This is a genomic window from Aquirhabdus sp., from assembly GCF_046462495.1.
GTDB lineage: Bacteria > Pseudomonadota > Gammaproteobacteria > Pseudomonadales > Moraxellaceae > Aquirhabdus.
The window spans coordinates 236514-261485 of record NZ_JBKGVE010000007.1; the positions used below are offsets into that span (position 1 = coordinate 236514).

The window sequence follows — 24972 nt, forward strand, 5'->3', positions numbered from 1 at the left end:
TCATCCAAATTAAATTTCAACCACCGCATCAACGACAGCCGACGTCGCACACGGCTGTGCTTGTAATCGTGACTTCTCAGCCATGTTTAGCAGTGTCGCGCGATTCAGCAGTGGGCGCAATTGTTCTGCCAAATGTTCAGGTGTTAATGTCGCCTGTGGACAAAGTAACGCCGCCCCTGAATCACTTAAATAACGCGCATTGGCCGTCTGATGATCATCGACTGCTTGCGGCAACGGGACAAACACAGCAGGTAAGCCCGCCGCAGCAACTTCAGATACGGTCAAGGCACCCGCGCGGCAAATAATTAAATCCGATTGTGCATAAGCGTACGCCATATTATCAATAAATGGCACCACTTCGAATGTCAGATACGGTTTCAATGCAAGGCTATCATAGCGTGCAGTGGTTTCATCGACTTGCTTTTGACCACATTGATGACGGACGTGAATCGGCTGCCCTGGCGACGCCAATAACGCTAAAGCTTTCGGTACGCGTTCATTCAGTGCTTGTGCGCCTAGAGAGCCGCCTATCACTAAAATCTCAATTGGACCGCTACGATCTAAAAAGCGTTGCGCAGGTTCTGCGACATGCAAGATATCCGTCCGCACAGGATTACCCGTTGTACGGACTTTGGCAGCGGGCGCAAATGCTTTGGGAAAGGCCTGTAAAACTGTGGTCGCAATCTTTGCCAATTGACGATTGGTCATGCCCGCAATCGCATTCTGTTCATGGATTACCAGTTTGATACCCAACAAGCGTGCAGCCAAGCCACCTGGACCTGCAACATAACCACCAAAGCCGACTACCACGTCAATATTTAGAGCCTTCATAAGACGCATGGCCGCGATGGTTGCCTTTAAGATTTTCAATGGTGCTGCGATCAAACGTTTCAGGCCATTTCCACGTAAACCCTGAATATCAATGGGATACAAAGGAATCCCCGAAGGCGCCACCAACCGGTGCTCCATACCCGATGGTGTTGCCAGCCAATGTACTGCCACACCTTGCGCACGCAATCGCTCAGCCACAGCCAGTGCCGGAAATATATGTCCGCCAGTACCTGCTGCCATGATCATGACATTGGCAATTCTTTTTTGGACTTTTTGAGGTTTTGCTGAATTTGAGGACACAAAATTTGCCTAAAGTGGATGCTTTGAATGTTTAATACCGACAGGGTATCGATCACGCCTATACGGACAATGTAGAGCGAATCTCTTCTCATTCGCCCACGACCGCGCATGATACTCGCAACCATGGTCATGTTTGAAGCGTTTGTGTCGTAATCGGCGTTATCTGACGATAAAGCAACGTCACGGTACTGTAAAACAACTCTGCGTTTAATGTGTGTTGATCTGTTTCTAGTGCTCAGAAATTAAACAGTTTCTTAAATACATCACCCTTCGCACTTAAACTGGATGATTGGGCAGACCCTACAAGGAAAGTCTATGAGTGATCACGAGATACGTTTATACAGAAATCACCTAAAAAAACCGCATTGATAATGCTAAATTGCTGCGGCAAGTTTACCTCTTAATTACAATGAAAACGGAAGCTCAATCATGTCATTCACCATTTATAGTGCCTTGATTCCAATGGCAAAGCACCTGCTTAACAATCAATCCAAAATTCTTAGCAAAGCATCAAACTATGCCGCAGAGAATAGTATCGACCCTAACTCTTTATTGAATGCACGTTTCGCACCGGATATGTTCCCCCTGACCCGTCAAGTTCAAATGGCAACCGATACCGTCAAGAAAGGCGCAGCGCGTTTAGCCGCCATTGAGGCACCTGTATTTGAAGATGTTGAAGCCACTATTCCGGAACTGCAGGAACGCATTGCCAAAACCGTTGCGTTTTTAGAGAGCATTCCAGAGAGTGCTTTTGAAGGTGCAGAAACCCGCGCGTTAAAAATCCCTCTCGGCCCAGGCCTCCTCGTTGATTTTACAGGTCAAAACTATTTGACGCAGTGGGTACTGCCTAATTTTATTTTTCACACCACAACTGCGTATGACTTACTCCGTCACCAAGGTGTGACCTTGGGCAAACGTGACTTTTTAGGTTAATGGACCTTCACACCTCGGCAATTAACTCTCCGCAACAATGGAAGCCATTATGAATTATCAAGACATCCTTTCGTTTTGGTTTACAGAGTCCACACCCGAACAGTGGTTTACGAAGGATCTTGCCTTTGATGAGACGATTCGTCGTCGATTTGAAGACGTTCACAGGCAAGCCATTGCCTGCGAGCTGTCTGCTTGGCGTAAAGTCGGCGCGCAAGGACGGCTGGCTGAAATTATTGTGATTGATCAGTTCTCGAGAAATCTGTTTCGTGATGATCCGCGTCAATTTGCCGCCGACCCCATGGCACTGGTTCTTGCGCAAGAAGCGATTGCACTAGGGCTTGATCAACAGCTTACTCCTGAACAGCGGGTCTTTTTATACCTACCGTTTATGCATAGCGAATCACGCACTATTCATATCGAAGCGGTGCGCCTTTATACCGCTCTCGGTATCGCAGGGAACCTAGAGTTTGAATATAAGCATAAAGCGATCATTGACCGTTTTGGACGTTATCCTCATCGCAATGCCGTGCTAGGACGCGTCTCCACCCCTGAAGAAATTGAATTTTTAACAGAGCCCAACAGTCATTTTTAGCTTATTCTTGAGATATCACCATTTAAACATAATGGAGTTGCTCTCTTGATCGAGCTTAAAGCAATATTTCTCTTCGCCATCACTGCAGTAGTCGAAATCATTGGCTGCTATTTGCCTTATTTGTGGTTGACGCAAGGCAAAAGCCCTTGGTTATTGATTCCGGCTGCATTTGCATTAGCCGCCTTTGCATGGCTACTGACGTTGCACCCTGCTGCTGCAGGTCGCGTGTATGCCGCGTATGGAGGGATCTATATTGGTGTCGCCATCTTATGGCTTTGGGTAGTGGATGGGGTACGCCCAACGGTTTGGGATATAACGGGCTGCACAGTTACGATATTAGGTGCGTGTATTATTATTTTTGCGCCGAAGAGTTAAAGGAAATAGGGAAGCAATCAAAACTTTAATAATTACAACTTCTCAGCAGGACTCTGAGATGGAGAAAAGACAAAGATTCGTGAACTATCTTCCGTTAAACGAACACCTTCAACAATCAGCCAACTTCCCTCCGAACCTAATGGGTATAGCTCCAATTGACCACATCCTTGGATAGCTTCAACCATGAGTGTTTTGCCAAGCTCATATAAAGCTTGGCGTGAGGAATATTCTAAATAGACGTCTTTATTATCTAAATCAATGCTTACTTTGATATTATGTGCATTATTTTTCAAAATTTCCTGTGAAATCTCGGTTTCAGACAGAAGATTGACAACACTTTCCATAAGGTACTCTAACATTGAAATTAGGGTAATTTATGAGGCGACAAGCCCCCCCCCACATCCTTACCCAACACAAAATTTCCAATCCTTATCGCCCCGCTTCCAGCACCTTAAACAAATCATCCGCGATCGACGTCCCATAAGCGGCATCAATCTCACGGACACAGGTTGGGCTGGTGACATTGATCTCCGTGACATACTCACCAATCACATCCAAACCAACAAAAACCAATCCTTTCTCACGCAGTACAGGACCGACTTTCGCTGCGATCGTACGATCTTTTTCAGTCAGAGGTCGCGCTTCACCGCGACCACCAGCAGCGAGATTACCGCGCACCTCACCATTTTGCGGAATACGGGCTAGGCAATACGGCACTGGTTCGCCATTAATCAGCAAAATGCGCTTATCCCCATCAACAATTTCGGGGATATATTTTTGCGCCATAATCGGGAATTGCCCCAGATTGGTCAGCATTTCCAGAGTTGAACCGACATTCGGTACGCCGGTTTGCAAACGAAAAATCCCCGAACCACCCATACCATCCAAAGGCTTCACGATAATATCGCCATGCTCTGCCAAAAACTCACGAATCAGGGATTGCTGCGAAGTCACCAGAGTAGGCACCATCAAGTCTGGAAACTGGGTTGCAAATAGTTTTTCATTGCAGTCACGCAGACTTTGCGGGCGATTCACCACCCACGCCCCTTCACGCTCAGCCTGCTCTAGAATATAAGTGGTATAGACAAAGTTCATGTCAAACGGCGGATCTTTGCGCATCAGAATCACGTCATAACTGGCGAGAGACTCTTTTACAGTTTCACCCAGTTTAAAGAAATCTTTCGTACCCTCGAAGACATCCAGCGGCTTTACCAAACCAAAAGCTTTACCGTTATTGATAAATAAGTCACTTTGCAACACATAGCCCAACGTATGTCCACGGCGCTTGGCCGCCCACAGCATCGCTAAAGTGGTATCTTTTTTGATGTTAATTTTTTCAATGGGATCCATCACAACAAGAACGCGCATAGTGGTGCAGCCTTTGATTGACATAGTTTTATAAAAGTAGGCGTCCCTCTTTAATCAAAGAGGGACTGAAGAAATAGACTCATGAGCAGACGAGGATGTTGACTTAAAACGCTGCCTCATCAAACAAGCCACGTTGCAAAGAATCAACCGACTTGCTCTGGATACCAAATTCCGCACGATAATTTTGCATGCGCGCAAGATCGTCCAAACGATTTTCTTTCTTCAAATAGTTCATGAGATCGGTCATGGTCAGTAGGGCTTGAACAGGGATATTATATTGCTGTTCAATTTCTTGAATGGCTGATAGCTCACCTTGTCCACGCTCTTGACGATCCAATGCAACCAAAACCCCAGTCACTTTAGCACCCGCTTTCGTTAAGACATTCATTACTTCGCGTATAGCCGTTCCTGCGGTGATCACATCATCCACAATCCACACGCGTTGACCCGCAACCGGCGCACCGACCAACAAGCCACCTTCCCCGTGATCTTTGACTTCTTTACGATTAAAGCCCCAAGGCACATTCACCCCATGCTCATGCCACAGCGCACTGGCGGTTGCAGCGACAAGAGGAATGCCTTTATAGGCTGGACCAAATAAGACGCCCACATCTTCGCTTGCCATCATTTTTTGCGCGTAGCCACTGGCCAACAAGGACAGTGCTTCGCCATCATTGAGTAAGCCTGCATTAAAAAAGTAAGGACTCACACGACCAGACTTTAGGGTAAACTCTCCAAATTTAAGTACGCCACGCGAAAGAGCAAGCTCAATCAGTCCATGTACGCTAAATTTTTGCGGTGAAGGTTGCTGTGACATGATGATCTTCTCCCAAAGAGTCTACATATTCGGCATATAAGGTTTAGGCAAATCGTTTTAATTGAGCCGTATCATTAAAAGTTTGAGGATAGCGCAATGATAGCAAAGGAAACAGGTTTAATCCGCATCGTTTCACTGAATGCCAACGGTTTACGTGCCGCGGCAAGCAAAGGTCTCATCGAATGGCTTGATGCATCCGATATCGACATCATTTGCCTGCAAGAAAGTCGTCTGCAAACTCATCAATGGATCGATAGCCATAAGCCCGCACTTTGGCACACACACCTTTTCCCTGCCGAAAAAGCGGGCTACGCAGGAACGGCTATCTATAGTCGCTTGCCCATTACCAAGATCACAGATGGTTTAGGGTTTGAACTATGCGACAGCGAAGGCCGCTGTACGATTGCCACCTTTGAGGTGAATGGTAAAACATTTGATGTGGCTTCGGTGTACATTCCGTCAGGTTCTAGCTCTGAAATTGCACAGAGCCGTAAAGATGAATTTATTGCAAAGATGCTGCCGATTTTCGATGCTTGGCGTCTGGAAAACCGCTCTATTATTGTCTGTAGTGATGTCAACATTACCCACAGAGACATTGATCTGAAAAACTGGAGAGGCAACATCGGCAATTCAGGCTGTTTGCCCCATGAGCGTGCATGGATGGATGATGTGTTTGCACTGGGTTATATCGATACCTTCCGTGAGCTCAACAAAAATGCCGAAGAATACTCATGGTGGTCAAACCGTGGGCAAGCCTGGGCAAAGAACGTTGGGTGGCGGATTGATTATCAAATTGCCTCCGCAGATTGGCGCGATAAAATCAAAAATGTATTTATTTATCGTGACACTCGTTTTAGCGACCACTCCCCTGTAGTGATCGACTATCTGGTTGAGTAAAACACCTCTTCCTGACTTGGGTATAAAAGTGTACTGATGTACGCAAATGCTTACAAAAACTGACGTGCTTTGCGGCTATCGGAGCCTGCTCAAAAATTGGATTATGATCAGGCATCACAAGGAAGTCGGCAAGGATCGCCAAGGGGGAGAACCTCGCCGCAAAACAGAAAAAAAAGGTTCGGGATGAATACCGTGCGTTGTGCGAGATGCATGACAAACGTGCAAAACAGGGCGTAAGAACAAATAAGCCGCGCATCAGGATGAGAGTCAGCGCGGCTTTTTTGTGCCTGTAAAATAATGCATCCAACGCGAATAACCACAAATCGTTTATCATAGCGCCCCAATTCACCCATTCTCGGAAAAATCCTCATGAATCGCCAAGAACTCGATAGCCTACACGCACGTTGGCGCCAAGATTTGCATTTTGAAGAATCGGTATTGGGGAAACCGATGAAATTCACTTCAACATGGGGGCTATTTTCACCTGAAAAATTGGATGAAGGCTCGCTCATGTTGCTGGATCATATTGAGTTCCGCCCTGCCGACTCCTCCATAGATCTGGGTTGTGGTTACGGGATTTTGGGTATGACCGCTGCACGCGAATGCCCAGAAGGACAGCATCTGCTCATTGATAAAGATTTCGTCGCGATTGAATATGCCAAGAAAAACTGTGCGGATAATAAACTGAGCAATACCGAGGTCCAGCTCTCCAACGGCTTTCGTCATGTTGATCCCAAACGTCGCTTTGACCTTGTCATGTCGAACCTACCCGCCAAAGCCAGCAAAGAACAACACTATCTCTACTTGCTGGATGCATATAACGCAATGAATAGCGGCGGTCGTTTCTATGTGGTCACGATCAATGGTTTACGTGAATTTATGCAGCGTACCTTTAAGGAAGTGTTTGGTAACTCGGATAAGCTTAAACAAGGGAAAACCTACACCATCACGATGGCGCAGAAAGACTGACGTTTATAACATCAGCTTCCATTGATCCCATGAAAAAAGAAGAAAGCGAGCCTAGCGTGCTCGCTTTAAAAAATAACCACCCAAGGCAAACACGGCCAATATCGGTATCAACACATACAGAATCGTCCAGCCACCAGCCACCAAGCCCACATAGCCAATGAAATCTTGCAGATAACGGAAGCCCAATCCAACCAGCAGTGCAATCACGATCCGAAAGCCCATTGATCGATTGCGCAAAGACCCGAAAACAAATGCACAGGCTAGGACCACAAGCGACATCAAGCCTAAAGGCGCGAATATCTTCTGCCAAAATGACAGTTTGTATTCACTGGGTACTGGTGTCTTATCGGATGACAACAAACGACCATATTTAAATAGCTGACTGGGAGACAGCTCATAAGGATCAGCGGTCGCCGCTGACAGCAGCTTGGGTTTCAGATTCACCGACCAAATTTGGCTCGCTGCATGAACGGGGAAACTTTGGCCCGTGGGCTGAATCTTGGCATTGGACACATCGTTCAGTATCCAAATCTGACTCCCTTGGAACTGCCCTGATGGTGCCTGCCAGCTATCCAGTAAACGCTGGTCATCATTAAAATGAAACGCCTTGACGACCCCTAATGCCCCTTTTTCATTCGCATAAGAAATAAAAGCATATTCTTGCCCTTCTTTATGCCAATAGCCGTGCACACCTGAGTCTTTAGCAAGGCCGCTGCGAATTAGCTCTGCTTTTTGAGTTGCTGGTGGAATAATCCACTGGCTCGCTGCAAAAGCAATCAAGCCCAAAACCAATGCGGGGCGGAGCACCCAACCGACGATGCGCCAGACACTTACACCGGATGCACGCATCACGATCAATTCGCTACTGGATGCCAGTGAACCCAAACCAACAACAGCACCAATCAAGGCACCTATCGGCAGCACGCTATAAAAATTACCTGGGGTTTGCAAGAGTACGTAGCGCAACGCAGATCCAATGCGATAGGTATCTTTAAGATCACTCATCTGACCCAAAAAGACAAATAACATCTGCACAATGAGCAGAATCAGGACAACACCAATCATTGCCGAAAAAGTCACCCGAATCACATGACGACGCATAATCATGATAACTCTCCCACATGCGGCATATTCGTTGGACCTCCTCCTCCATGCGGATGGTGCGGGGTTTTACCACTTAAGCGTGCCGTTAAGCGTTGTTTACGGGCCAATATCATGGCAAAGGACAAGTAGAAAAAGACCAGTCCAGCATACCACCAGACAGATAAGGTCCCTTTCCCGATTCTCAGTTTGAGTGCAAGCACACCAATCACCAGCGCTACAAAAACCAATAACGCAGGGAACAGGCGTAAATATCGCCCTTGACGTGGATTCACTTGAGATAAAGGTAAAGACAAAATAACCGCCAGAATAATCATCACAGGCATCGTCAGGCGCCAGCCCAGTTCACTTTGTGCTTTTGCATCTTTAGGGCGTGCCAAGAGATCTTCTGTCGACATCGACTCATTGGACATCGCAACCGCTTCAGCCGCTTGTGGATCATTCAAATGTAAACGATAAGTTGCAAACTGTGCTTCAGAGTACTTAAGCTGACCTGCTTTAAGCTCATAGCGTCGACCATTATGCAACTCGACAATCGTATTCAACCGTGACGGATCGATAAGACGCACCGCTTCCTTTGCCACAATCAGCACATCCGAGCCATTAGCAGCATCCTGATGCACAAAGACATTCAGCAAAGTGGTTCGATCTTTAGACTGCCCATCCGCATAGAAGGTATAACTACCCGAATTCATAAAGCGACCGGGACTTACAAGATCAAAGCCTTTCTTAGCCGACTGTTCGGCAAGTACTTTTTCAGATCGCTGAAATCCCCACGGCGCAGCATAAAGGGTTAAGCCTGCTTCAACTACAATCAGCAGAACAGCCAAAGGCCATAGCCTGAGAGCTAGACTGTCCCGACTCACACCGCTGGCATTCAACACCGCCATTTCGTGGTCCACGTAGAGGCGACCAAAGACCAGCATCAGTCCTGTAAAAAAGCCAAGAGGTAAGATCAACGTCAAGAAATCAGGCATGCGATAGGCAACTAGCCAGAGCAAGGCACTGACATCGAGTCGACCTTGAGCAGCAATACCAAAATATTTAATAAGCCGTCCGCCGATCATGATGAACGCTAAAAAACTGGTGACCACCAGTGTCGTTGTCGCCACTTGGCGCAGCAAATAACGGCTAATAATCACAATGTATGATCCGTAAGAAAGCGCATATTGAAGTCCAAAAACAGCCTAAAAAGGCGTTTAGTCGGTCATTAGAATATCGTTGAAATACAGTGTACCTGATTGCGGACAATCCTTCACAGAGAAACTACATTCTCGTTGTTCAAAACATGGCAATCGACCATGCTGAGAAAGAACAGTGATTGAACCATTCAGTTGTGCGCAAATACAACAATATCATGCGTAAATCACAATCTAACTACTGTTCATCAAGGGATGACAATGTTTTAATGAGGGATAAGTTGCAAAGCATTTTGCAGCGCCAAACTCTCAATATCGTTAAGCCTGTTAAACTCATTGGACACCACGACTCATGCCATCCGCTACTCACACTCAAGACTCTCCGCTTTTAAGTTCTGCACTCTCCCTACTGACAACCGCTCAGGTTACCGCCTCATCCGAAGATGTCTTGGTTATTCTACTCGATAGCGACGCGCTTTCAGGCTTGCCAACCACCCTATCAGCTAGCGCACAGCAAGCCATTCAGGCCAGTGCAAGCCGTGCAGGTTTCTCTGCAAAACTGGGTGAAACTCTGCCACTGTATCAAGCAGAGCAAGATGGATTTGAACAAATACTGATTGTGGGTGCCGGCACCATCAATGAATTAAACGCAGGTCAAGCACAGAAGCTGGCTGCAAGTATCATTAAAGCACTAGCAGAACGTACTACCCATGCCGTTATTGCCATTGATAGCCTACCCGATGCTGCGATTGAGCCTTTCGCTCTCGCACTGGCCAACAAAGCCTATCAATTCGATGTTTATAAAAGTAAAAAATCAACCAATAAGCTGAAAAGCATTACGCTACAAACAACTCAAGCGGATGCTCTACAAGCGCGGATCAACTTGGTCAACGCGATTCACATCGGACAAAGCTTTACCCGCAATCTGGCTAATCAACCCGGCAACATTTGCTTTCCAGAATATCTTGCAGATCAAGCAATTGCATTAGCTGCTGAATTTCCAGAAGTGCTAAAAACTTCTGTTTTAGATGAAGCCCAGATGGCCGAATTGGGTATGCACTCATTCCTGGCGGTATCCAAAGGCTCTGAGCGTCCGGGTCGACTCGTCACCCTTGAATATAATGGTAAAAAAGATGACAGTAAGCCTGTTGTTTTAGTCGGAAAAGGCGTAACTTTTGATACAGGCGGTATTTCGCTAAAACCCGGCCCTGGCATGGAAGATATGAAATTTGATATGAGCGGCGCAGCATCCGTATTAGGGATCATTCGCGCAGTTTGTGTCGCTAAACTGCCCATTAATGTGGTTGGTGCGTTGGCCTGTGCAGAGAATATGCCCTCAGGCCGCGCAACCCGTCCTGGCGATATCGTGACCTCCATGAGCGGTCAAACGATTGAAATTTTAAACACCGATGCTGAAGGCCGTTTAGTACTGTGCGATACCCTAACCTACATTGAACGCTTTAATCCAGAAATCGTTATCGATATGGCTACTCTGACTGGTGCTTGTGTCGTTGCACTGGGTGAGATCGTTTCAGGCTTGTTCAGTGCCGACGAAGAACTGGTTGCTGAAATACTACAAGCAGGGCTTGAAGTTCATGACCGGGCATGGCGCTTGCCACTGCTTGAGGATTATCAAGAATTACTCGACTCCCCTGTAGCAGACATGGCCAATATCGGTGGACGTACTGCAGGCGCAACTACTGCAGCATGTTTCTTGTGGCGTTATACAAAGCAATACCGCTGGGCACATTTGGATATTGCGGGAACCGCGAATACCAGTGGTGCAAATAAAGGATCAACTGGCCGTCCAGTCCCACTCCTGATGCAGTTTTTAAGAAAACGGGCTGGCGTATAAAATAAAAGGAAGCGCTTGTGAGTGCTGTCAACTTTTATGTATTGAATGATGTGCAGGCGAGTCACGAGTTATTCGCCTGCCGTCTCTGTCAACGCGCCCTACAAGAGGGGTTACCTTTATTTGTATGGTGCGAATCGGCAGAAGCCTTGGAGCGCTTCGATCAATTGTTGTGGGACTTTCAAGCGTCCAGTTTTATTCCACATGACGTTGATAATGCCAGAGCGCCTATTTGTCTGGGCTTGAACATTCCAGACGATTTTTTGCAGGCAACACCGCAAAAAGTGGGCTGCCTTAATCTTAGTGGACATGCTTTGACTTCTGCTGAAGCACTCAGTCGCTTTGATCGTGTGATTGAAATCATTGAAGCCAATGAAGCAGCAAAAGCAGCAGGGCGAGAACGGTTTAAAGCCTATAAACAACAAGGGATTACCCCGATCACACACCAGATCAAATAATCAAAAAAAATCATTTTACGAAATTCGAGAGTATGTTCTATGTCCTTACAACTTGGTGCTGACTTCCCTAGTCGATGGCTCGCAACGCCTTATGCCGAGCGTCGGCAATGCTTACGTGACTTAAGTAGCGTCTGCTTGTTGTTAGACCCCAATACCGATTTTGATGAATGGGAAAAGTCCCTGCAAAATAACACTGATGATGTGGAGCCGATCACACTGGCCACCCAAGCTCCCATTCAGAAAAATAAAGCCGAAAGTAACGCTATAAATCTAACACCGCCTCTCATCGATATCACATCCCAACCTGAGTTTGAGAAACGCCTCCATCAGCAAATTGACACGATCATTGAGCGCTCGCTTGACCCGATTCGTCTTGAATTACGCAAGTGGCTCGAAAATCAGATTCAGCAAGAATTAAAAACTCTTAAGAAATAATACAAACCTCTTATTTCTTAAGACGAATTGCAACTTTCAAACCCACCGGTTTAGAAGCCACCCAAGCTGAAAATTTGGCAATTTCAGGGTGACCTGCGAGGGCTTCAACCGTATTGTAGTTCTGCATCAATGTTGCATTGTCCAAAACCGCATGCACTTGTGAATGACAAGGTCGACACAGCAGCGCAATCCGATGCTGCATATCTTGTTTGGCAAAGAAACGCTGGGTGCGGGTTTTATTATGGCGGGATTGCGGAATCAGATGATGGCGGGTTAAAGGCAGCTGCGCACGCCCACAAAGCTCGCATGCGCTATCACTGGCCCCAACCTCTTGTTCTAACATGGTGATGACTTATGCGCTGGTATTCACAATAGGACTAACACTTTTTTCACCGCAAAGCACGATCAAAAGATTGCTCACCAATGCAGCTTTGCGATCGGTATCCAGCGTCACCGTCCCTTTATCTTCAAGACGCAAGAGCGCCATTTCAACCATCCCCACGGCACCATCTACAATCTGACGACGCGCGGCGATCATCGCTGCCGCTTGCTGACGTTGAAGCATGGCTTGCGCAATTTCAGGGGCATAGGCCAAATGGCTGATCCGTGCTTCGATGACAACCACACCCGCACGTGCCAAACGCTCATTTAACTCACGCTCCAAGTACTCATTGATCAATCCGGTACTATCGCGCAGGGTAATATCGACATGATCATCTTCGCTATGATCATAGGCATAGGAACTTGCAAGCTTACGCACCGCAGCTTCGGATTGAATATGAACAAATACCGAATAGTCATCAACATCAAAAGTCGCACGGGCGGTGTCGTCCACCTGCCACACCACAACAGCGGCAATTTCGATGGGATTACCGCTTTTATCATTCACTTTCAGCGCTTGACCATTAAGATTCCGAGCGCGGAGGCTAATTTTTTGTTTGCTATAGAAAGGGTTGACCCAACGTAGCCCACTCTTTTTCATCGTGCCCATATAAGTGCCGAGAAAAGTAGTAATCACGGCCTCATTCGGCGCAATCACCGACATGCCTTTAAAAATGAGCAGACTCAAAACAAATAACGTGACCGATACGATCGTTGGCTCGTGGGTCTGCAGAAACGAAATGCCTGCAAAAGCCAGTAGAACTAACGCCACAACCAGCAGGGCATAACCGCTAATCGACACCAGTAAGGGCTTTTCGGTGACCGATGTTTTAGAAATGGGATGAGATGTATTTGCCATAATGATTCTTCCTCGTCATGATCTTTTTTAATTATCCTAATCCGAAGAGATTACAGGGCAAATACAAAGACTTCCATAGCGGCGATGTAATGATTGGCAAACCCTGACCGAAGCTCAACTATGGAGACTCCGGCCACTCAAAACGATAGCCCACACCATAGATAGACTGAATCCATTCATATTGATCGGTACGTTTGGCGACCTCAGTAAGTTTTCGACGTAGATTTTTGATATGGCTATCGATCACGCGATCGGCCACATCAATACTATCCGGACTTAAATGATCTAATAATTGCGCACGGGAGTAGACTCGTCCTGCATTCTTGATGAATAGACTCAATAAGTTGTATTCGTATGGCGTCAACAGTAACGGCTTGCCATCAAACAGAACACGCCGCCCTAACTCGTCTACCTTAAAACCCAGTTCGGTAGAATTCTCTTGTGCCAATGCTAGGCCATACTGATAACGCCGCAAAACAGCCTGAACCCGCGCGACCAATTCTCGTGGGCTAAAAGGCTTGCATAAATAATCATCCGCACCAATTCTAAGCCCCAGTAGTCGGTCAATCTCTTCACTCCGGGCAGTCACCATAATAATCGGCACTTCCGAAAACTGACGAATCGCATGGCACATCGTAATGCCATCCATGCGAGGCAGCATGATATCGAGGACAATCAGGTCGGGTACTTTCTGATGGATGACATCAAAAGCACGCTGACCATCATGATAGACACCGACATCAAAACCAGCATGGCGCAAATAATCTTCGATTAAACTTGCGAGCTCTTTTTCATCTTCAACCACCATCACATATGCCACATCACACCTCTATCTTTAATTTTCATGAATGATTTGTTTGACTGGCAAGCGTAAAATCGCTCGGAGCCCACCCAAAGGCGAATGCTCAAACAATAAATCACCCCCATGCATTTCCGCGATCTGGCGAGATAACGCAAGACCCAACCCTGCGCCACCCGTTGCTCTGGTCCGCGATGAATCCGCCCGAAAAAACCGCTCACCTAAATGAGAAAGCACATTATCTGACACACTCGGTAAGCTATCGTCGATCAACAAGGTCCAGAATCGTTCCTTCTGGATGACTTGCAATTCGGTACTGACCCGTACTACACCGCCCGGATCAGTGTAGCGTCGGCTGTTTTCGAGTAGATTGGCCACAACCTGACGAATCCGATCCGCATCGATTTCGAGCTGTATAGAAAAATTGGGCGGAATGACCTGCAGCATGAGTCCTTGTGATTGCATGGGCTCACTAAACCCTTCGCACTCGGCATGAACAACGGTCCAAGGTTCGGTGATGCGCAGATGACAAGAGAGTTGTCCCACATCCGCCCGCGCAAGCTCATAGACATCATTTAATAAGCGCGACAGAGCACTCACTTGCCCATGCATCGCTTGTAGATGCTTGACACTGGGCTCGCGTACACCGTCCTGCATCGCTTCAATTTGCGCTTGTAATACGCTGACTGGAGTTCGCAGCTCGTGAGAAGTATCGGCTACCCATTGCCGCCTTGAGGATTCATGTTGACTTAATATCTCCGACAGCTGGTTCATGGTTTTACCCAAATCACCCAGTTCATCCGAACGATTGATATGATTTTTGAACGTGTACTGTCCATGAATCAGATGATTGGCCGAATCCATGAGGGTTTGGATGGGACGGCGGAAATGGCGGGCCAACAGCCCTGCCACAACCGCGCTCATGACAATGCAACCGATGCCTATCCAAAATAATTGTTCTTTTTGCTGAGTAAAAAATGCTTTAGACAACGCGTCATCAGGATCGATGCGTGGTTCAAGAGTCAGATAGCCAACAGTCTTTTCATGGACCCGAATCACTAATCTGGGTGCACGATTTGTAGCATAAGCACCCGCGACCAAGGTGCCTTGCTGATCAATGAGACCCAAGCGACTCCCAATATCCAGCCGATCAGGAAATCCGCCAAATAAAGGCGGTGGCATTTTAAAACGTTTCATCTCGAAAAGGGGCTGAGATCCGGAGTCGCTCAGTGTCGGCTGATAAGGTCGATGATCATCTATTCCATTTGGAGGTAGTGGTTCTGAAGTCGATGGCGGATAATTCGGCAGCATGAGTCTACGCGATTCTTTTTTTTCACTGAACTTGCTCAGCATATGATGATGAAACTGTGCCCGCAGCCACTGATGCTTCTCATCTTCAGATAACTCGGGCCAATGCCCTGATCGCTCATAATCTTGTTGCAGTTGCGTAACCAAACCCTGCAGTTTATTGATCTCAATCTGGGCCACATAGACCGCAAAACCATCGCGCATCGCCAAATGGAACATCCACAGGCCCAAAAGCGTAATCGTCACTGCGGTCAAAAGGATTGCCATAAACAAGCGAATCGCAATGGGCAAACGGATCGAGACGGGTTTTAAAAATGAGCGCACGCAGCAAATTTCTCCTGGAGGGAATCTGATTAACATGCCGCGTGGACGCGGCATTTGCAAGCAGATTTTGCTTCATGGTTGCTCCATAATTTTGTTGCATCGTTTTAAGCATGACAAACACGGACAGGACGTCGTAGCGACCATCATGCCAACCCCGATCATGCGCAAATCACAACAATATCTTGCACAAGCGATCTTAATGACGATGCTTATTTCTTTAAGTCAGTCAGCATGGTCAAAAATGACGGTCATGCCAGATGCCGAGATGTCGGAAGCTACGGGACAGTCGCTACTCAACCTGACGTATGTCGCCCCTGGAGCAAGCGGCAATAACAATATGGTTGATGGCAGCACCACCGCCAATGTTGGCTTTTACCGTGTGGGTTTACAAGCGACGACCTCGATTAATACCAATATCCAATCCCTACAGTTAGGCTGCGGTGGGGTTAATGGCCCGGGATGTGATATCAATCTATCCAATGTCAGCTTGACGGGACTCAATCCGGGAGCTGATGGCAGTTATGCGAGCTCCGACGCAACCATCACCAACCCGTATCTTGAGTTTGCCATTAAGAATCCAACCAGTTTGTCGACTCGAGAAGTGGAGGGATTTCGAATCGGTGCAGCGAGTATCTTAGGCAGACTCTCGATCGGAACGAATGACGACACCACAACAACTGCCGATGACACCGGTATTTCAAGCCTGAGTGGTAATCTCACGGTCAACATCACCAATGGCAAACTCAATAATATTAAAATCGGCGGCGGACTCTTGACCACGACGGCAACGATCGCAAACTATTCCTCCACCCAATCGCTCACCCGCGCCTCAACCATCACCTTAAATGGCATTAGCGCAACTACGGGCTCACTCAAATTGGGAGGAATCCTACCGACGATTTCCAATCTTACGCTGAGCAATATCACCTTGGACAGTGAGCCTTTATCTTCCGTCCATAATTTGGCACTCACCAATGCCGATGGCACAGCAACCTCAGATGCCTATTTATCGCTACAAAAAACTGCACTGAAATGGCAAACGATCAGTACTGGGGCATTTGACGCTCCAGCAGCACAAACAGGCTGGTGGTTGTCTCTGCCGTCCATCACGATTAATAATCTGAACAGCAATAATGAAATTGATATCCCTCTGCTCACTGCGCTGACGGGTGTGTTTGGGACACAAGTCATTCTCCCCGCATTTGACCTTGCTCAAACGCCCATTCAAAACTGCTATGGAACTCTAAAATTTTGCTAATACTATTGCTGGCTAGCTCGACTTAGACAAATCCACATCTTTAGCCTCATACCCAAACCAGGCCACAATTGCCAAAATGACTGCGGCAACCCCGATAGTCCATGACAGGGCCAGAGCAAAATTATTGCCATGAGATTCCGCGATGCTCGCTTGAAAAGGTGCCATCTTCGATGTGGCCAAATTACCCAGTTGATATGCAAAACCGGGCAGAATGGCGCGGACAGCGGGGGGTGATAATTCGTTCAAATGTGCCGGAACAACGCCCCATGCCCCTTGAACCATCAGTTGCATGCAGAAGGCACCCAGAGCAAACATGATCGGCGTTGCCGCATAAGCCCAAAGGGGAATCATCGGCAAGACCAGGAGCGCGGCTAAGGCGATGGTTTTTCGTCGCCCCAAACGAGAAGACAAGGAGCCGAATAAAACTCCGCCACAGAGAGCGCCGAGATTTAAAACAATCGCAATATTTGCGGTGATATCGGTGCCGTAACCATGTTGGACCTGTAAAAACGTGGGATATAGATCTTGAGAACCGTGACTTAAAGCCGTGAAGCACACCATAATCACAACCATAAACAACATCAGCGGAATATGTCCACGCACTGCGCCCCACATCTCTCCAATCGTTTGTCGTTTCTGTTTTGCGCCTTCCAGCCACGCAGGGGACTCTTGCACTGAACGTCGAATAAAAAATACGAGCAGGGCAGGTAGCGCACCGATGATAAACATCCCGCGCCAACCGACATGATCAAATGCAAATTTAAAAACCAATGCCGCCATTAAATAGCCAAGCACATAGCCCTCTTGGAGGAGACCGGAAAAAAAACCACGATTCGTTGCTGGCAGTGTTTCAAGAGCAAGTGCTGCGCCTATCCCCCACTCTCCGCCCATGGCTAGCCCAAACAAGGCGCGGAAAGCGAGTAAAACAGCAAGACTCGGTGCAAATGCGGACGCCAACTCACAAATGGCAAAGCTAACCACATTAATCATCAGGATCGGTCGCCGACCATATCGCTCAGCCAGCCAACCAAATAATAATGCGCCCAGTGGGCGCATGGCTAAGGTCAAAAAGATGCCTTCGGATACCGCTTTGACATCGGTATGAAAATCACCTGCGATCGATTTAATCGCAAAGACAAAAAGGAAAAAATCAAAAGCATCAAGCGACCAGCCTGACAGCGCAGCGATAAAGGCATGGAGTTGTGGTCCGGTCAGCTCGGCAAATGGATTAGAGATTTTCATAAAAACGTCCCTGATGACTCACTGCAATTTTCTGGTCAAACAACGAAGGGGGCAGATCACAGCAAGTAAGCAAATCGTTATAACAAACATCGACGTTGTTGATTGATATTTAAAATCTTGACCTATTGGAAAATATCACATCACTTTGCACAGAATCTATGTCGATTACAAAACACGCGCTAAATTTATTGAACCATCTAAAGTCGATTCTCACGCCATCTTTCGACAGGATTCATATGATTGAATCCCCACATTCCGCCCAACATCTTCTACAATAGATTCCTTATATAGCTATTTTCAAAAAACGAGCGAGCTGCATGAACCGCACATCCCAAGCAACTTGGCTAGATGACGTCAAATTTGATGCACACGGCCTAATTCCTGCCATTGCCCAAGACCGTGATACCGGTCGGATCTTGATGGTGGCATGGATGAATAAAGAATCTTTGCAACTGACTGCCGAGCGTAGACAAGGCGTGTATTTCTCACGCTCACGCCAAGCGCTTTGGCATAAAGGGGAAAGTTCGGGTCATACGCAGGATGTGCATGAAATTCGTTTGGATTGTGATGGTGATGTCATTGTGTTGCAAATCACCCAGCAAGGCGGCATTGCATGCCACACTGGGCGCGAATCTTGCTTCTATCGCGTGCTGACCCCAGACGGCTGGCAAATTGTCGATGCGGTTAAGAAAGATCCGAAGGCGATTTATGGTGATGCCCATAGCCATGATCATAAACACGATCACGGCGTGACGACGCCTATTGATGACGTTCCGACCTCAGAAATCATCGATGTGCTTGCGCAGCTCGGACAGATTGTTCAAGCACGTAAAGGTGCCGATCCAAGCTCATCTTATGTTGCCAGCCTCTATCATAAAGGCTTGAATAAGATTTTAGAAAAAGTGGGTGAAGAAGCCTTTGAGACCGTTCTTGCCGCAAAAGATGCCAGCGAAACAGACGCACAAGACCTTATTTATGAAACCGCTGACCTTTGGTTTCATGCTATCGTCATGCTGGGACAGTTTAATGTCCCTCCTCAAGCCGTATTGGATGAGTTGGCAAGACGTTTCAATCTTTCTGGGCTGGTTGAGAAAGCCTCTCGCACAGAAGGGTAAACGGATGAGTACGGACTACCCATCTATTTTTGATTGATCATTTTAATGTTGAACCCTCTTTTTCAGAGGGCTCAACCCTGTTAAAAAACGTATAGAGGACATCGTCATGTTTGGTTTATCTCCCGCACATTTGATTTTGATTTTGGTCGTTGTCATTCTGGTTTTCGGTACATCTAAACTGAAAAATCTCGGTAAAGATCTGGGCGGTGCCGTTAAAGGTTTCAAAGATTCGATAAAAGACGAAGAAGCCGCGAGCAAATTGGAACAAGATCGCACCCTTGATGGTAGTGCACAGCGTACTCAGCAACATGATAAAGACAAAGTCTAAGCAGTGTCATTTCTTTGAGCAGCACGGCACTGCTACTGCACAACTTTAACGAGTTTTAAGAGAATTCTGACGTGTTAGATATAGGCTTTACTGAAATTTTACTGCTGGGTGCCGTCGCATTGATTGTGCTAGGACCTGAAAAACTCCCTCACGCCGCACGTATGGCTGGGGCATGGTATGGTCGTATTCGTCGAAGTATTGCGACCATTCAGGCGGAGATTGAACAAGAGGTCAATCTGGCTGAAATGCGTAAACGCATGAATGACGAGTTGGAAAAAATTCGCCAGGCCGAGCAATCGATTGGTAGTGAGATGAATAGTATTCATCACAATATCCGAGGTGAAATGAGCAGCGTAGAACAATCCATCAAAGGAAATGCCGAAGCACCAACCCATTCCTTTGTGCAACGTGATTACGTCGTCATTTCTCAATCCGAACGCGAAGCATTGATTCCAGCAGCACCCTATCAGCACCGCAAAGCAACTCGTCCTCTGCATGAGACGACACTCACCGAAGAATACAAAAACACCCATGACTGAAGCCTTACCCCCACCTGAATCAAACGATGATCACGCAGAGATGCCGATCACCGCACACCTGATTGAACTGCGTAAGCATCTCATTCGAATTTTCAGCTGTGTCGGATTGATTTTTTTCTCATTGGCGTATTTTGCACGTGACTTGTACGAGATGCTATCTGTGCCTCTACGTGCCCAGCTTCCGCATAATGCGACCATGATTGCGACCGACATTACCTCGACCTTCATGGCACCATTTAAGCTGACGTTCTTTGTCGCGATTATGATTGGTATGCCTTATATCCTGCATCAGATTTGGCAGTTTATTGCGCCTGCCCTGTATAAGCACGAGCGCAAAATCGCGATCCCCATGCTGACATCCAGTATCCTTCTGTTTTATGTCGGTGTTGCGTTTGCCTACTTTATTACATTGCCTTCGATCCTGACGTTCTTTATTCATATCGCCCCGCATAGCGTGGTGCCAATGACGGATATCAATCTCTATTTAAACTTTTGTTTAAAGTTATTTTTGGTCTTTGGTTTAACCTTTGAGATACCAATTGCAACCCTCTTACTGGTTCTGGCTGGGATTGTGACTGTGGACTCACTGGTCGCAAAACGGCGCTATATCATCGTGGGTTGCTTTGCGATTGCCATGTTTGTGACTCCACCCGATGCCATCAGTATGGCCATGCTGGCAATCCCGATGTGGTTATTATTTGAATTAGGATTGGTCTTTGCGCGTATACTTGAAAGACGTCGTGCGAGTACCTGATCTGAAGTGAACAATTCTGTAAACCCGAATACCATTCATACCACACAAAAAACTGGTCAAAAAGCAGCGCTTGCGACGCCTGAGCAATCCATCGCGATTGAGCAGGCAAAGAGCGGGCAGTCTTTCAAAATTATTGCTTATGCAGGCAGTGGTAAAACCACAACTTTGCAACTGATTAGCCAAGCAATTCCACAAAAAAAAGGCATCTACTTGGCCTTTAATAAATCCATTGCCGATCACGCCAAAACGCGTTTTCACGCCAACGTGGATTGCCGCACCTTCCACTCAATGGCATTTCGTCACGTCAATCGTACCATCACCGATAAGCTGCGTCTGCCGCGCTTAAGTCCTTCCCGGTTAGCGGAAGAATACCGACTAGAACCGATGAAAATTCGACGTATGTTGGGTAATCGTTTTGAATACTTTACGCTTACCCCGAGTCGTCTCGGCAGCTTTATCAGCAATGCAGTCAGTCGTTTCTGTGCGACCAATGCCCAGCACCCTGCACCGCGCCATATTGAACTGCCCGAATGGCTTCATCCCGATGATGCGGAAAGTCTGCGTTTGTATCTATTTCCGCATGTCGAAAAACGCTGGCGAGATTCGATCGACCCTCGCCATCAAGCTGGCATAGGGCATGATATTTATCTCAAATGCTGGGCGCTGTCTGACCCAATCATTCCTGTAGATTATATTCTGTTTGATGAAGCACAGGATTCTGACCCCTTGATGCTAGGCGTGCTGATGAAGCAAAAGCGCGCGCAGGTGATTTATGTTGGCGATGCACATCAGCAAATTTACGCTTGGCGCGGTGCGGTTAATGCCATGCAGCAATTGCCACTGACCGCAACTCGACTCACACGCTCATTTCGCTTTGGTGATGCCGTTGCCGATGTCGCCAATGTCTTTTTACGTGAGCTCAAAGAGCAAGTTCCGCTGGAAGGTGAACCCTCCAAGCAATCTAAGATTGATTTATCTCCGCGCATGAACGTCAAAAATGCCATCTTGTGTCGTACCAATGCCCGTGCCATGTCGTTATTGCTTTCAGGCCTCGTCAATGGAGATAAAGTTGCGCTGCAAGCAGACAGTGAACGCTTATTGAAATTTGTCGATGCAGCCGCGTCACTTAAGGCGGGACGACGTGTTTACGACGCACCTGAACTCGCATGGTTTTCAAGCTGGCAGGATGTGCATGAATACTGCGAAACCAATGATGGCAGTGACATCAAATCCTTGGTGAAACTGGTCGATGATCATGGCACCGACCCTTTGAAAAAAGCCTTACTCAAAATCACCCCGATCGCCACGGCAGACTACGTGATTTCTACTGCACATAAAGCGAAGGGCTTGGAATGGCACAACGTCCAGCTTGAAGATGACTACAGTTATAAAATCAATAAAAACGAAGCGCAGATTGCCGATGAAGAGCTACGCCTGCTTTATGTTGCAGCCACACGCGCGCAAACCAATTTGAATGTGCATCATGTCTTACCGTTAATAGGTGCGCTTAGGATTAAGCAGAATAAAGAAGGCACTTCCCCCAAGATGCAAGCAGGGATGACACCCTCTTATCGCACAAGTGAAGATTAAGCGAGTACTCTAGATTCAGAGAAAGAGCCGATTAAAATGTGATTAAGTTATCACTTGACAATAATACTATTTATTATTTCAGACAAAATAACATTTAAAACAGACAAAATCTAAAGTATAAACTGATAATACGATTTTTATCATAAACTTATAAAACCCTATAACCACACCCATATGTTCATAAAAAATAAAAATATCTCTCCATATCACAAACAATGAAATCGTTATTCACAAGTGGTAATATTTTATACAAAAAAAATTTAATCATTAAAAATAAATATTAAAAACAACTTCTCAAATAAATTCAATATCTATTTTAGATATAATAATTCAACTTATGAAATCACGCGATAATTAAAAAATAAATCATTCTATTCACAATAACTAATAACACTTTATTTTCGGATAAAAAATCCTATACTCAAATTGTCTTCATTACCAACAAACAAACCAATTAGTAAAAAGACAAATCGCATCATACCTTCATTATCCGGAGTTTTATATGCAACAATCTATCTCTAAGCGCTTTACCCAAGCGCGTCGTGTGACAGTATTATCCGCCGCTATCTCTGTAGCGCTTGCCACATCTTTGACAGCACAAGGTGCAGAAGCATGGGTGTCTACCAAAACTAAAGCCTTCTCACCCATTACCCAAACAACAGCGAGAGCCGCCACAGCGGGTGTATCTGCTGCAACGCTCGCAACCGCCACCACACTGACTGCGAGCGAGCCTGTTGAGATCACGGTCGGCCTAAAATTACGCAATGAAGTCCAGCTCGACAAGCAACTCGAATACCTACAATCGGGCGGCTCGCGACAATACCTCACAAGTGCTCAATTTATCGACCAATATAGTCCGACCCAACAACAAGTCGATACCGTTGTTAAGCACTTGACCAAAGCAGGCTATACCAATATCAGCGTTACACCCAACCGCCTGTTTATCACAGCAACAGGCACGGCAGCCAACGCTAAAACCGCATTTAATACCACACTGAAAACGTTCCAAAAAGAAGGAAAATCGGTCTTCGCCAATACCACTGATGCTCAAGTGCCTCAATCACTGAGTGGTATTGTCGATACGGTTCTTGGATTACAAACCGCGGCAGTAGCGCGCACTTATCATCGTGAAGTTCCTTTAAGTTCAAGTGCACAAACAGCGGGCACCGCGTCTGTGCTTGCCCGTCCAGCCGCGACTCCTGTAGCAGTCGGTCACAACCCACTCGATTTCTCAACGCTATACGGTGCAGGAACAACACCTACGGCATCAAATACTGCTGTCGGAATCGTGACCTGGGGCAGTCAAACTCAGACGGTCAAAGATCTGACTACTTACACGACCAAAAATAATTTAGCCACCATCCCCACTCAGATTATTAATATCGGCTCAGGCGCGCACACTCAGTCAGATGCAGAGTGGCAACTGGATAGCCAATCCATCGTAGGCGCTGCTGGCGGTGCAGTGAAAAAGATTATTTTCTACAACGCACCTGACTACAACACCAATGCCAGCATCGTGAGTGCGTTCAATCGCGCGGTAACCGATAATGTGGTTAAAGTCATTAATGCCTCATTTGGTCAATATGAAGGCACTGACGATAGCATCGCTGCAACGAATACTGTTTTTAAACAGGCCATTGCACAAGGTCAAACAGTGTCAGTGTCAAGCGGTGATGAAGGTGCATACGAAGAGACTGGCGGTGTACCCGAAGGTAGTACGTATACCGTTTCAACCCCTGCAAGCTCACCTTATGCGATCGCTGTTGGTGGAACAACGCTCTATACCAATGGTACGGCATATAGCAATGAAACCGTTTGGAACGAAGGCTTATCAGGCTCGCGAATCTGGGCTACAGGTGGCGGCTATAGCACGATCCAACCCGCCCCAACTTGGCAAACTGCGGCCATTACGGGTTCAACCAAACGCGCACTCCCCGATGTCGCATTTGATGCCGCAGGAAGCAGTGGTGCTCAAATTTATTACAAAGGCAAACTCGTCCAGTATGGTGGCACCAGCTTAGCCTCACCAATTTTTGTCGGAATCTGGGCACGTTTGCAATCAGCCAATAACAATACATTGGGCTTTCCGGGTGCAAGTTTTTATAAATACTTCCCAACCAATACATCCTTACTTCACGATGTGACTTCAGGAAATAACGGCAGTGGTTCCTACACGGGCTACCCTGCAAAAGCAGGGTGGGATGGCTCAACCGGTTTCGGCAGCTTTGACATCACCAAGCTCAATGCTTTTATTAAAGCCAACCCAGACTTCTCAAAATAAGTCGGCTCATCTTGCAAAAAATCACCGCGCTTCCGCGGTGATTTTTTTAATCAGATAAGCCATTGGATGTCAATGCTGAAAAAACTGTCCCTAATGTATACCCCGTTTATGTTGATACTTCTAAAGG

Annotated in this window: 26 protein-coding genes; 15 read left to right on the forward strand and 11 right to left on the reverse strand. The window is 46.8% G+C overall.

The window, feature by feature from the left end:
• Positions 1-9 precede the first annotated feature (9 nt).
• A complete protein-coding gene (gene murG / locus ACLHG7_RS09145) occupies positions 10-1131 on the reverse strand; it encodes an undecaprenyldiphospho-muramoylpentapeptide beta-N-acetylglucosaminyltransferase (protein ID WP_410210722.1) in 1122 nt (373 codons plus the stop codon).
• Between the two features lie 429 nt (positions 1132-1560).
• Between murG and ACLHG7_RS09150 the strand changes: the two genes are divergently transcribed.
• Genes ACLHG7_RS09150 through ACLHG7_RS09160 form a run of 3 tightly spaced genes read left to right on the forward strand, consistent with a single transcriptional unit; the run spans position 1561 to position 3031 of the window.
• Positions 1561-2064: a DUF1993 family protein gene (locus tag ACLHG7_RS09150; protein ID WP_410210723.1), complete on the forward strand. Its 504-nt coding sequence runs from the start codon at positions 1561-1563 to the stop codon at positions 2062-2064.
• A 49-nt stretch (positions 2065-2113) separates the two neighbouring features.
• Positions 2114-2656, forward strand: coding sequence for a DUF924 family protein (locus ACLHG7_RS09155; protein WP_410210724.1), 543 nt, complete (start codon positions 2114-2116; stop codon positions 2654-2656).
• A 45-nt stretch (positions 2657-2701) separates the two neighbouring features.
• Positions 2702-3031 (forward strand): YnfA family protein, encoded by a 330-nt coding sequence (locus ACLHG7_RS09160; RefSeq protein ID WP_410210725.1) that lies wholly within the window; start codon positions 2702-2704, stop codon positions 3029-3031.
• Positions 3032-3063: 32 nt separating this feature from the next.
• On the opposite strand, the gene ACLHG7_RS09165 is transcribed toward ACLHG7_RS09160, so the two are convergent.
• The 3 genes from ACLHG7_RS09165 to pyrE form a co-directional block, all read right to left on the reverse strand.
• Positions 3064-3375: a hypothetical protein gene (locus ACLHG7_RS09165; protein ID WP_410210726.1), complete on the reverse strand. Its 312-nt coding sequence runs from the start codon at positions 3373-3375 to the stop codon at positions 3064-3066.
• Positions 3376-3460: 85 nt separating this feature from the next.
• A complete protein-coding gene (gene gshB / locus ACLHG7_RS09170; RefSeq protein ID WP_410210727.1) occupies positions 3461-4399 on the reverse strand; it encodes a glutathione synthase in 939 nt (312 codons plus the stop codon).
• A gap of 103 nt (positions 4400-4502) precedes the next feature.
• The gene (gene pyrE, locus ACLHG7_RS09175; protein WP_114897707.1) at positions 4503-5216 is read right to left on the reverse strand and encodes an orotate phosphoribosyltransferase; all 714 of its coding nucleotides are present in this window, start codon (positions 5214-5216) and stop codon (positions 4503-4505) included.
• A gap of 96 nt (positions 5217-5312) precedes the next feature.
• Between pyrE and ACLHG7_RS09180 the strand changes: the two genes are divergently transcribed.
• Positions 5313-6113: an exodeoxyribonuclease III gene (locus ACLHG7_RS09180; RefSeq protein ID WP_410210728.1), complete on the forward strand. Its 801-nt coding sequence runs from the start codon at positions 5313-5315 to the stop codon at positions 6111-6113.
• Positions 6114-6482: 369 nt separating this feature from the next.
• Positions 6483-7082 (forward strand): class I SAM-dependent methyltransferase, encoded by a 600-nt coding sequence (locus ACLHG7_RS09185; protein ID WP_410210729.1) that lies wholly within the window; start codon positions 6483-6485, stop codon positions 7080-7082.
• 51 nt (positions 7083-7133) lie between these two features.
• On the opposite strand, the gene lptG is transcribed toward ACLHG7_RS09185, so the two are convergent.
• On the reverse strand, positions 7134-8189 hold the full coding sequence (lptG, locus tag ACLHG7_RS09190; protein ID WP_410210730.1) for an LPS export ABC transporter permease LptG: 1056 nt from the start codon (positions 8187-8189) through the stop codon (positions 7134-7136).
• The gene (gene lptF / locus ACLHG7_RS09195; RefSeq protein ID WP_410210731.1) at positions 8186-9325 is read right to left on the reverse strand and encodes an LPS export ABC transporter permease LptF; all 1140 of its coding nucleotides are present in this window, start codon (positions 9323-9325) and stop codon (positions 8186-8188) included. The genes lptG and lptF overlap by 4 nt, the downstream gene beginning before the upstream one ends.
• A 349-nt stretch (positions 9326-9674) precedes the next feature.
• Between lptF and ACLHG7_RS09200 the strand changes: the two genes are divergently transcribed.
• Genes ACLHG7_RS09200 through ACLHG7_RS09210 form a run of 3 tightly spaced genes read left to right on the forward strand, consistent with a single transcriptional unit; the run spans position 9675 to position 12067 of the window.
• Positions 9675-11177 carry a leucyl aminopeptidase gene (locus tag ACLHG7_RS09200; protein ID WP_410210732.1) on the forward strand — a complete coding sequence of 501 codons (1503 nt, stop codon included), beginning with the start codon at positions 9675-9677 and terminating at the stop codon, positions 11175-11177.
• Positions 11178-11194: 17 nt separating this feature from the next.
• Complete coding sequence (locus ACLHG7_RS09205) at positions 11195-11632, forward strand: DNA polymerase III subunit chi (RefSeq protein ID WP_410210733.1); 438 nt, start codon at positions 11195-11197, stop codon at positions 11630-11632.
• Between the two features lie 39 nt (positions 11633-11671).
• On the forward strand, positions 11672-12067 hold the full coding sequence (locus ACLHG7_RS09210; protein WP_410210734.1) for a hypothetical protein: 396 nt from the start codon (positions 11672-11674) through the stop codon (positions 12065-12067).
• 10 nt (positions 12068-12077) lie between these two features.
• On the opposite strand, the gene ACLHG7_RS09215 is transcribed toward ACLHG7_RS09210, so the two are convergent.
• The 4 genes from ACLHG7_RS09215 to ACLHG7_RS09230 form a co-directional block, all read right to left on the reverse strand.
• Complete coding sequence (locus ACLHG7_RS09215; RefSeq protein ID WP_410210735.1) at positions 12078-12410, reverse strand: hypothetical protein; 333 nt, start codon at positions 12408-12410, stop codon at positions 12078-12080.
• Positions 12411-12419: 9 nt separating this feature from the next.
• On the reverse strand, positions 12420-13307 hold the full coding sequence (locus ACLHG7_RS09220; protein WP_410210736.1) for an SPFH domain-containing protein: 888 nt from the start codon (positions 13305-13307) through the stop codon (positions 12420-12422).
• 118 nt (positions 13308-13425) lie between these two features.
• Positions 13426-14127 carry a response regulator gene (locus tag ACLHG7_RS09225; RefSeq protein ID WP_410210737.1) on the reverse strand — a complete coding sequence of 234 codons (702 nt, stop codon included), beginning with the start codon at positions 14125-14127 and terminating at the stop codon, positions 13426-13428.
• A gap of 15 nt (positions 14128-14142) precedes the next feature.
• A complete protein-coding gene (locus tag ACLHG7_RS09230; protein ID WP_410210738.1) occupies positions 14143-15738 on the reverse strand; it encodes an ATP-binding protein in 1596 nt (531 codons plus the stop codon).
• Positions 15739-15772: 34 nt separating this feature from the next.
• Between ACLHG7_RS09230 and ACLHG7_RS09235 the strand changes: the two genes are divergently transcribed.
• Entirely contained in the window at positions 15773-16996 is a 1224-nt protein-coding gene (locus ACLHG7_RS09235) for a hypothetical protein (RefSeq protein ID WP_410210739.1), read from the forward strand.
• Between the two features lie 12 nt (positions 16997-17008).
• Here ACLHG7_RS09235 and ACLHG7_RS09240 read toward each other — a convergent pair whose 3' ends face one another.
• A complete protein-coding gene (locus ACLHG7_RS09240; RefSeq protein WP_410210740.1) occupies positions 17009-18238 on the reverse strand; it encodes an MFS transporter in 1230 nt (409 codons plus the stop codon).
• Positions 18239-18555: 317 nt separating this feature from the next.
• Here ACLHG7_RS09240 and hisIE point away from each other — a divergent pair, with 317 nt between their 5' ends.
• The 6 genes from hisIE (at position 18556) to ACLHG7_RS09270 (ending at position 24845) form a co-directional block, all read left to right on the forward strand.
• Positions 18556-19353: a bifunctional phosphoribosyl-AMP cyclohydrolase/phosphoribosyl-ATP diphosphatase HisIE gene (hisIE, locus tag ACLHG7_RS09245; RefSeq protein WP_410210741.1), complete on the forward strand. Its 798-nt coding sequence runs from the start codon at positions 18556-18558 to the stop codon at positions 19351-19353.
• Positions 19354-19459: 106 nt separating this feature from the next.
• A complete protein-coding gene (gene tatA / locus ACLHG7_RS09250) occupies positions 19460-19681 on the forward strand; it encodes a Sec-independent protein translocase subunit TatA (RefSeq protein WP_410210742.1) in 222 nt (73 codons plus the stop codon).
• 71 nt (positions 19682-19752) lie between these two features.
• Entirely contained in the window at positions 19753-20220 is a 468-nt protein-coding gene (gene tatB / locus ACLHG7_RS09255) for a Sec-independent protein translocase protein TatB (protein ID WP_410210743.1), read from the forward strand.
• Positions 20213-20974: a twin-arginine translocase subunit TatC gene (tatC, locus tag ACLHG7_RS09260; RefSeq protein ID WP_114897690.1), complete on the forward strand. Its 762-nt coding sequence runs from the start codon at positions 20213-20215 to the stop codon at positions 20972-20974. The genes tatB and tatC overlap by 8 nt, the downstream gene beginning before the upstream one ends.
• A 33-nt stretch (positions 20975-21007) precedes the next feature.
• Complete coding sequence (locus tag ACLHG7_RS09265; RefSeq protein WP_410210868.1) at positions 21008-22564, forward strand: UvrD-helicase domain-containing protein; 1557 nt, start codon at positions 21008-21010, stop codon at positions 22562-22564.
• A gap of 502 nt (positions 22565-23066) precedes the next feature.
• Complete coding sequence (locus ACLHG7_RS09270; protein ID WP_410210744.1) at positions 23067-24845, forward strand: protease pro-enzyme activation domain-containing protein; 1779 nt, start codon at positions 23067-23069, stop codon at positions 24843-24845.
• Positions 24846-24972 lie beyond the last annotated feature (127 nt).

Bases quoted from the DNA above. Each gene is read 5' to 3' on its own strand.
- ACLHG7_RS09150 (WP_410210723.1), top strand. From the start codon at position 1,561: ATGTCATTCACCATTTATAGTGCCTTGATTCCAATGGCAAAGCACCTG.
- ACLHG7_RS09155 (WP_410210724.1), top strand. From the start codon at position 2,114: ATGAATTATCAAGACATCCTTTCGTTTTGGTTTACAGAGTCCACACCC.
- ACLHG7_RS09165 (WP_410210726.1), bottom strand. From the start codon at position 3,375: ATGGAAAGTGTTGTCAATCTTCTGTCTGAAACCGAGATTTCACAGGAA.
- gshB (WP_410210727.1), bottom strand. From the start codon at position 4,399: ATGCGCGTTCTTGTTGTGATGGATCCCATTGAAAAAATTAACATCAAA.
- pyrE (WP_114897707.1), bottom strand. From the start codon at position 5,216: ATGTCACAGCAACCTTCACCGCAAAAATTTAGCGTACATGGACTGATT.
- ACLHG7_RS09180 (WP_410210728.1), top strand. From the start codon at position 5,313: ATGATAGCAAAGGAAACAGGTTTAATCCGCATCGTTTCACTGAATGCC.
- ACLHG7_RS09185 (WP_410210729.1), top strand. From the start codon at position 6,483: ATGAATCGCCAAGAACTCGATAGCCTACACGCACGTTGGCGCCAAGAT.
- lptG (WP_410210730.1), bottom strand. From the start codon at position 8,189: ATGATTATGCGTCGTCATGTGATTCGGGTGACTTTTTCGGCAATGATT.
- ACLHG7_RS09200 (WP_410210732.1), top strand. From the start codon at position 9,675: ATGCCATCCGCTACTCACACTCAAGACTCTCCGCTTTTAAGTTCTGCA.
- ACLHG7_RS09210 (WP_410210734.1), top strand. From the start codon at position 11,672: ATGTCCTTACAACTTGGTGCTGACTTCCCTAGTCGATGGCTCGCAACG.
- ACLHG7_RS09215 (WP_410210735.1), bottom strand. From the start codon at position 12,410: ATGTTAGAACAAGAGGTTGGGGCCAGTGATAGCGCATGCGAGCTTTGT.
- ACLHG7_RS09220 (WP_410210736.1), bottom strand. From the start codon at position 13,307: ATGGCAAATACATCTCATCCCATTTCTAAAACATCGGTCACCGAAAAG.
- ACLHG7_RS09235 (WP_410210739.1), top strand. From the start codon at position 15,773: ATGCCGCGTGGACGCGGCATTTGCAAGCAGATTTTGCTTCATGGTTGC.
- ACLHG7_RS09240 (WP_410210740.1), bottom strand. From the start codon at position 18,238: ATGAAAATCTCTAATCCATTTGCCGAGCTGACCGGACCACAACTCCAT.
- hisIE (WP_410210741.1), top strand. From the start codon at position 18,556: ATGAACCGCACATCCCAAGCAACTTGGCTAGATGACGTCAAATTTGAT.
- tatA (WP_410210742.1), top strand. From the start codon at position 19,460: ATGTTTGGTTTATCTCCCGCACATTTGATTTTGATTTTGGTCGTTGTC.
- tatC (WP_114897690.1), top strand. From the start codon at position 20,213: ATGACTGAAGCCTTACCCCCACCTGAATCAAACGATGATCACGCAGAG.
- ACLHG7_RS09270 (WP_410210744.1), top strand. From the start codon at position 23,067: ATGCAACAATCTATCTCTAAGCGCTTTACCCAAGCGCGTCGTGTGACA.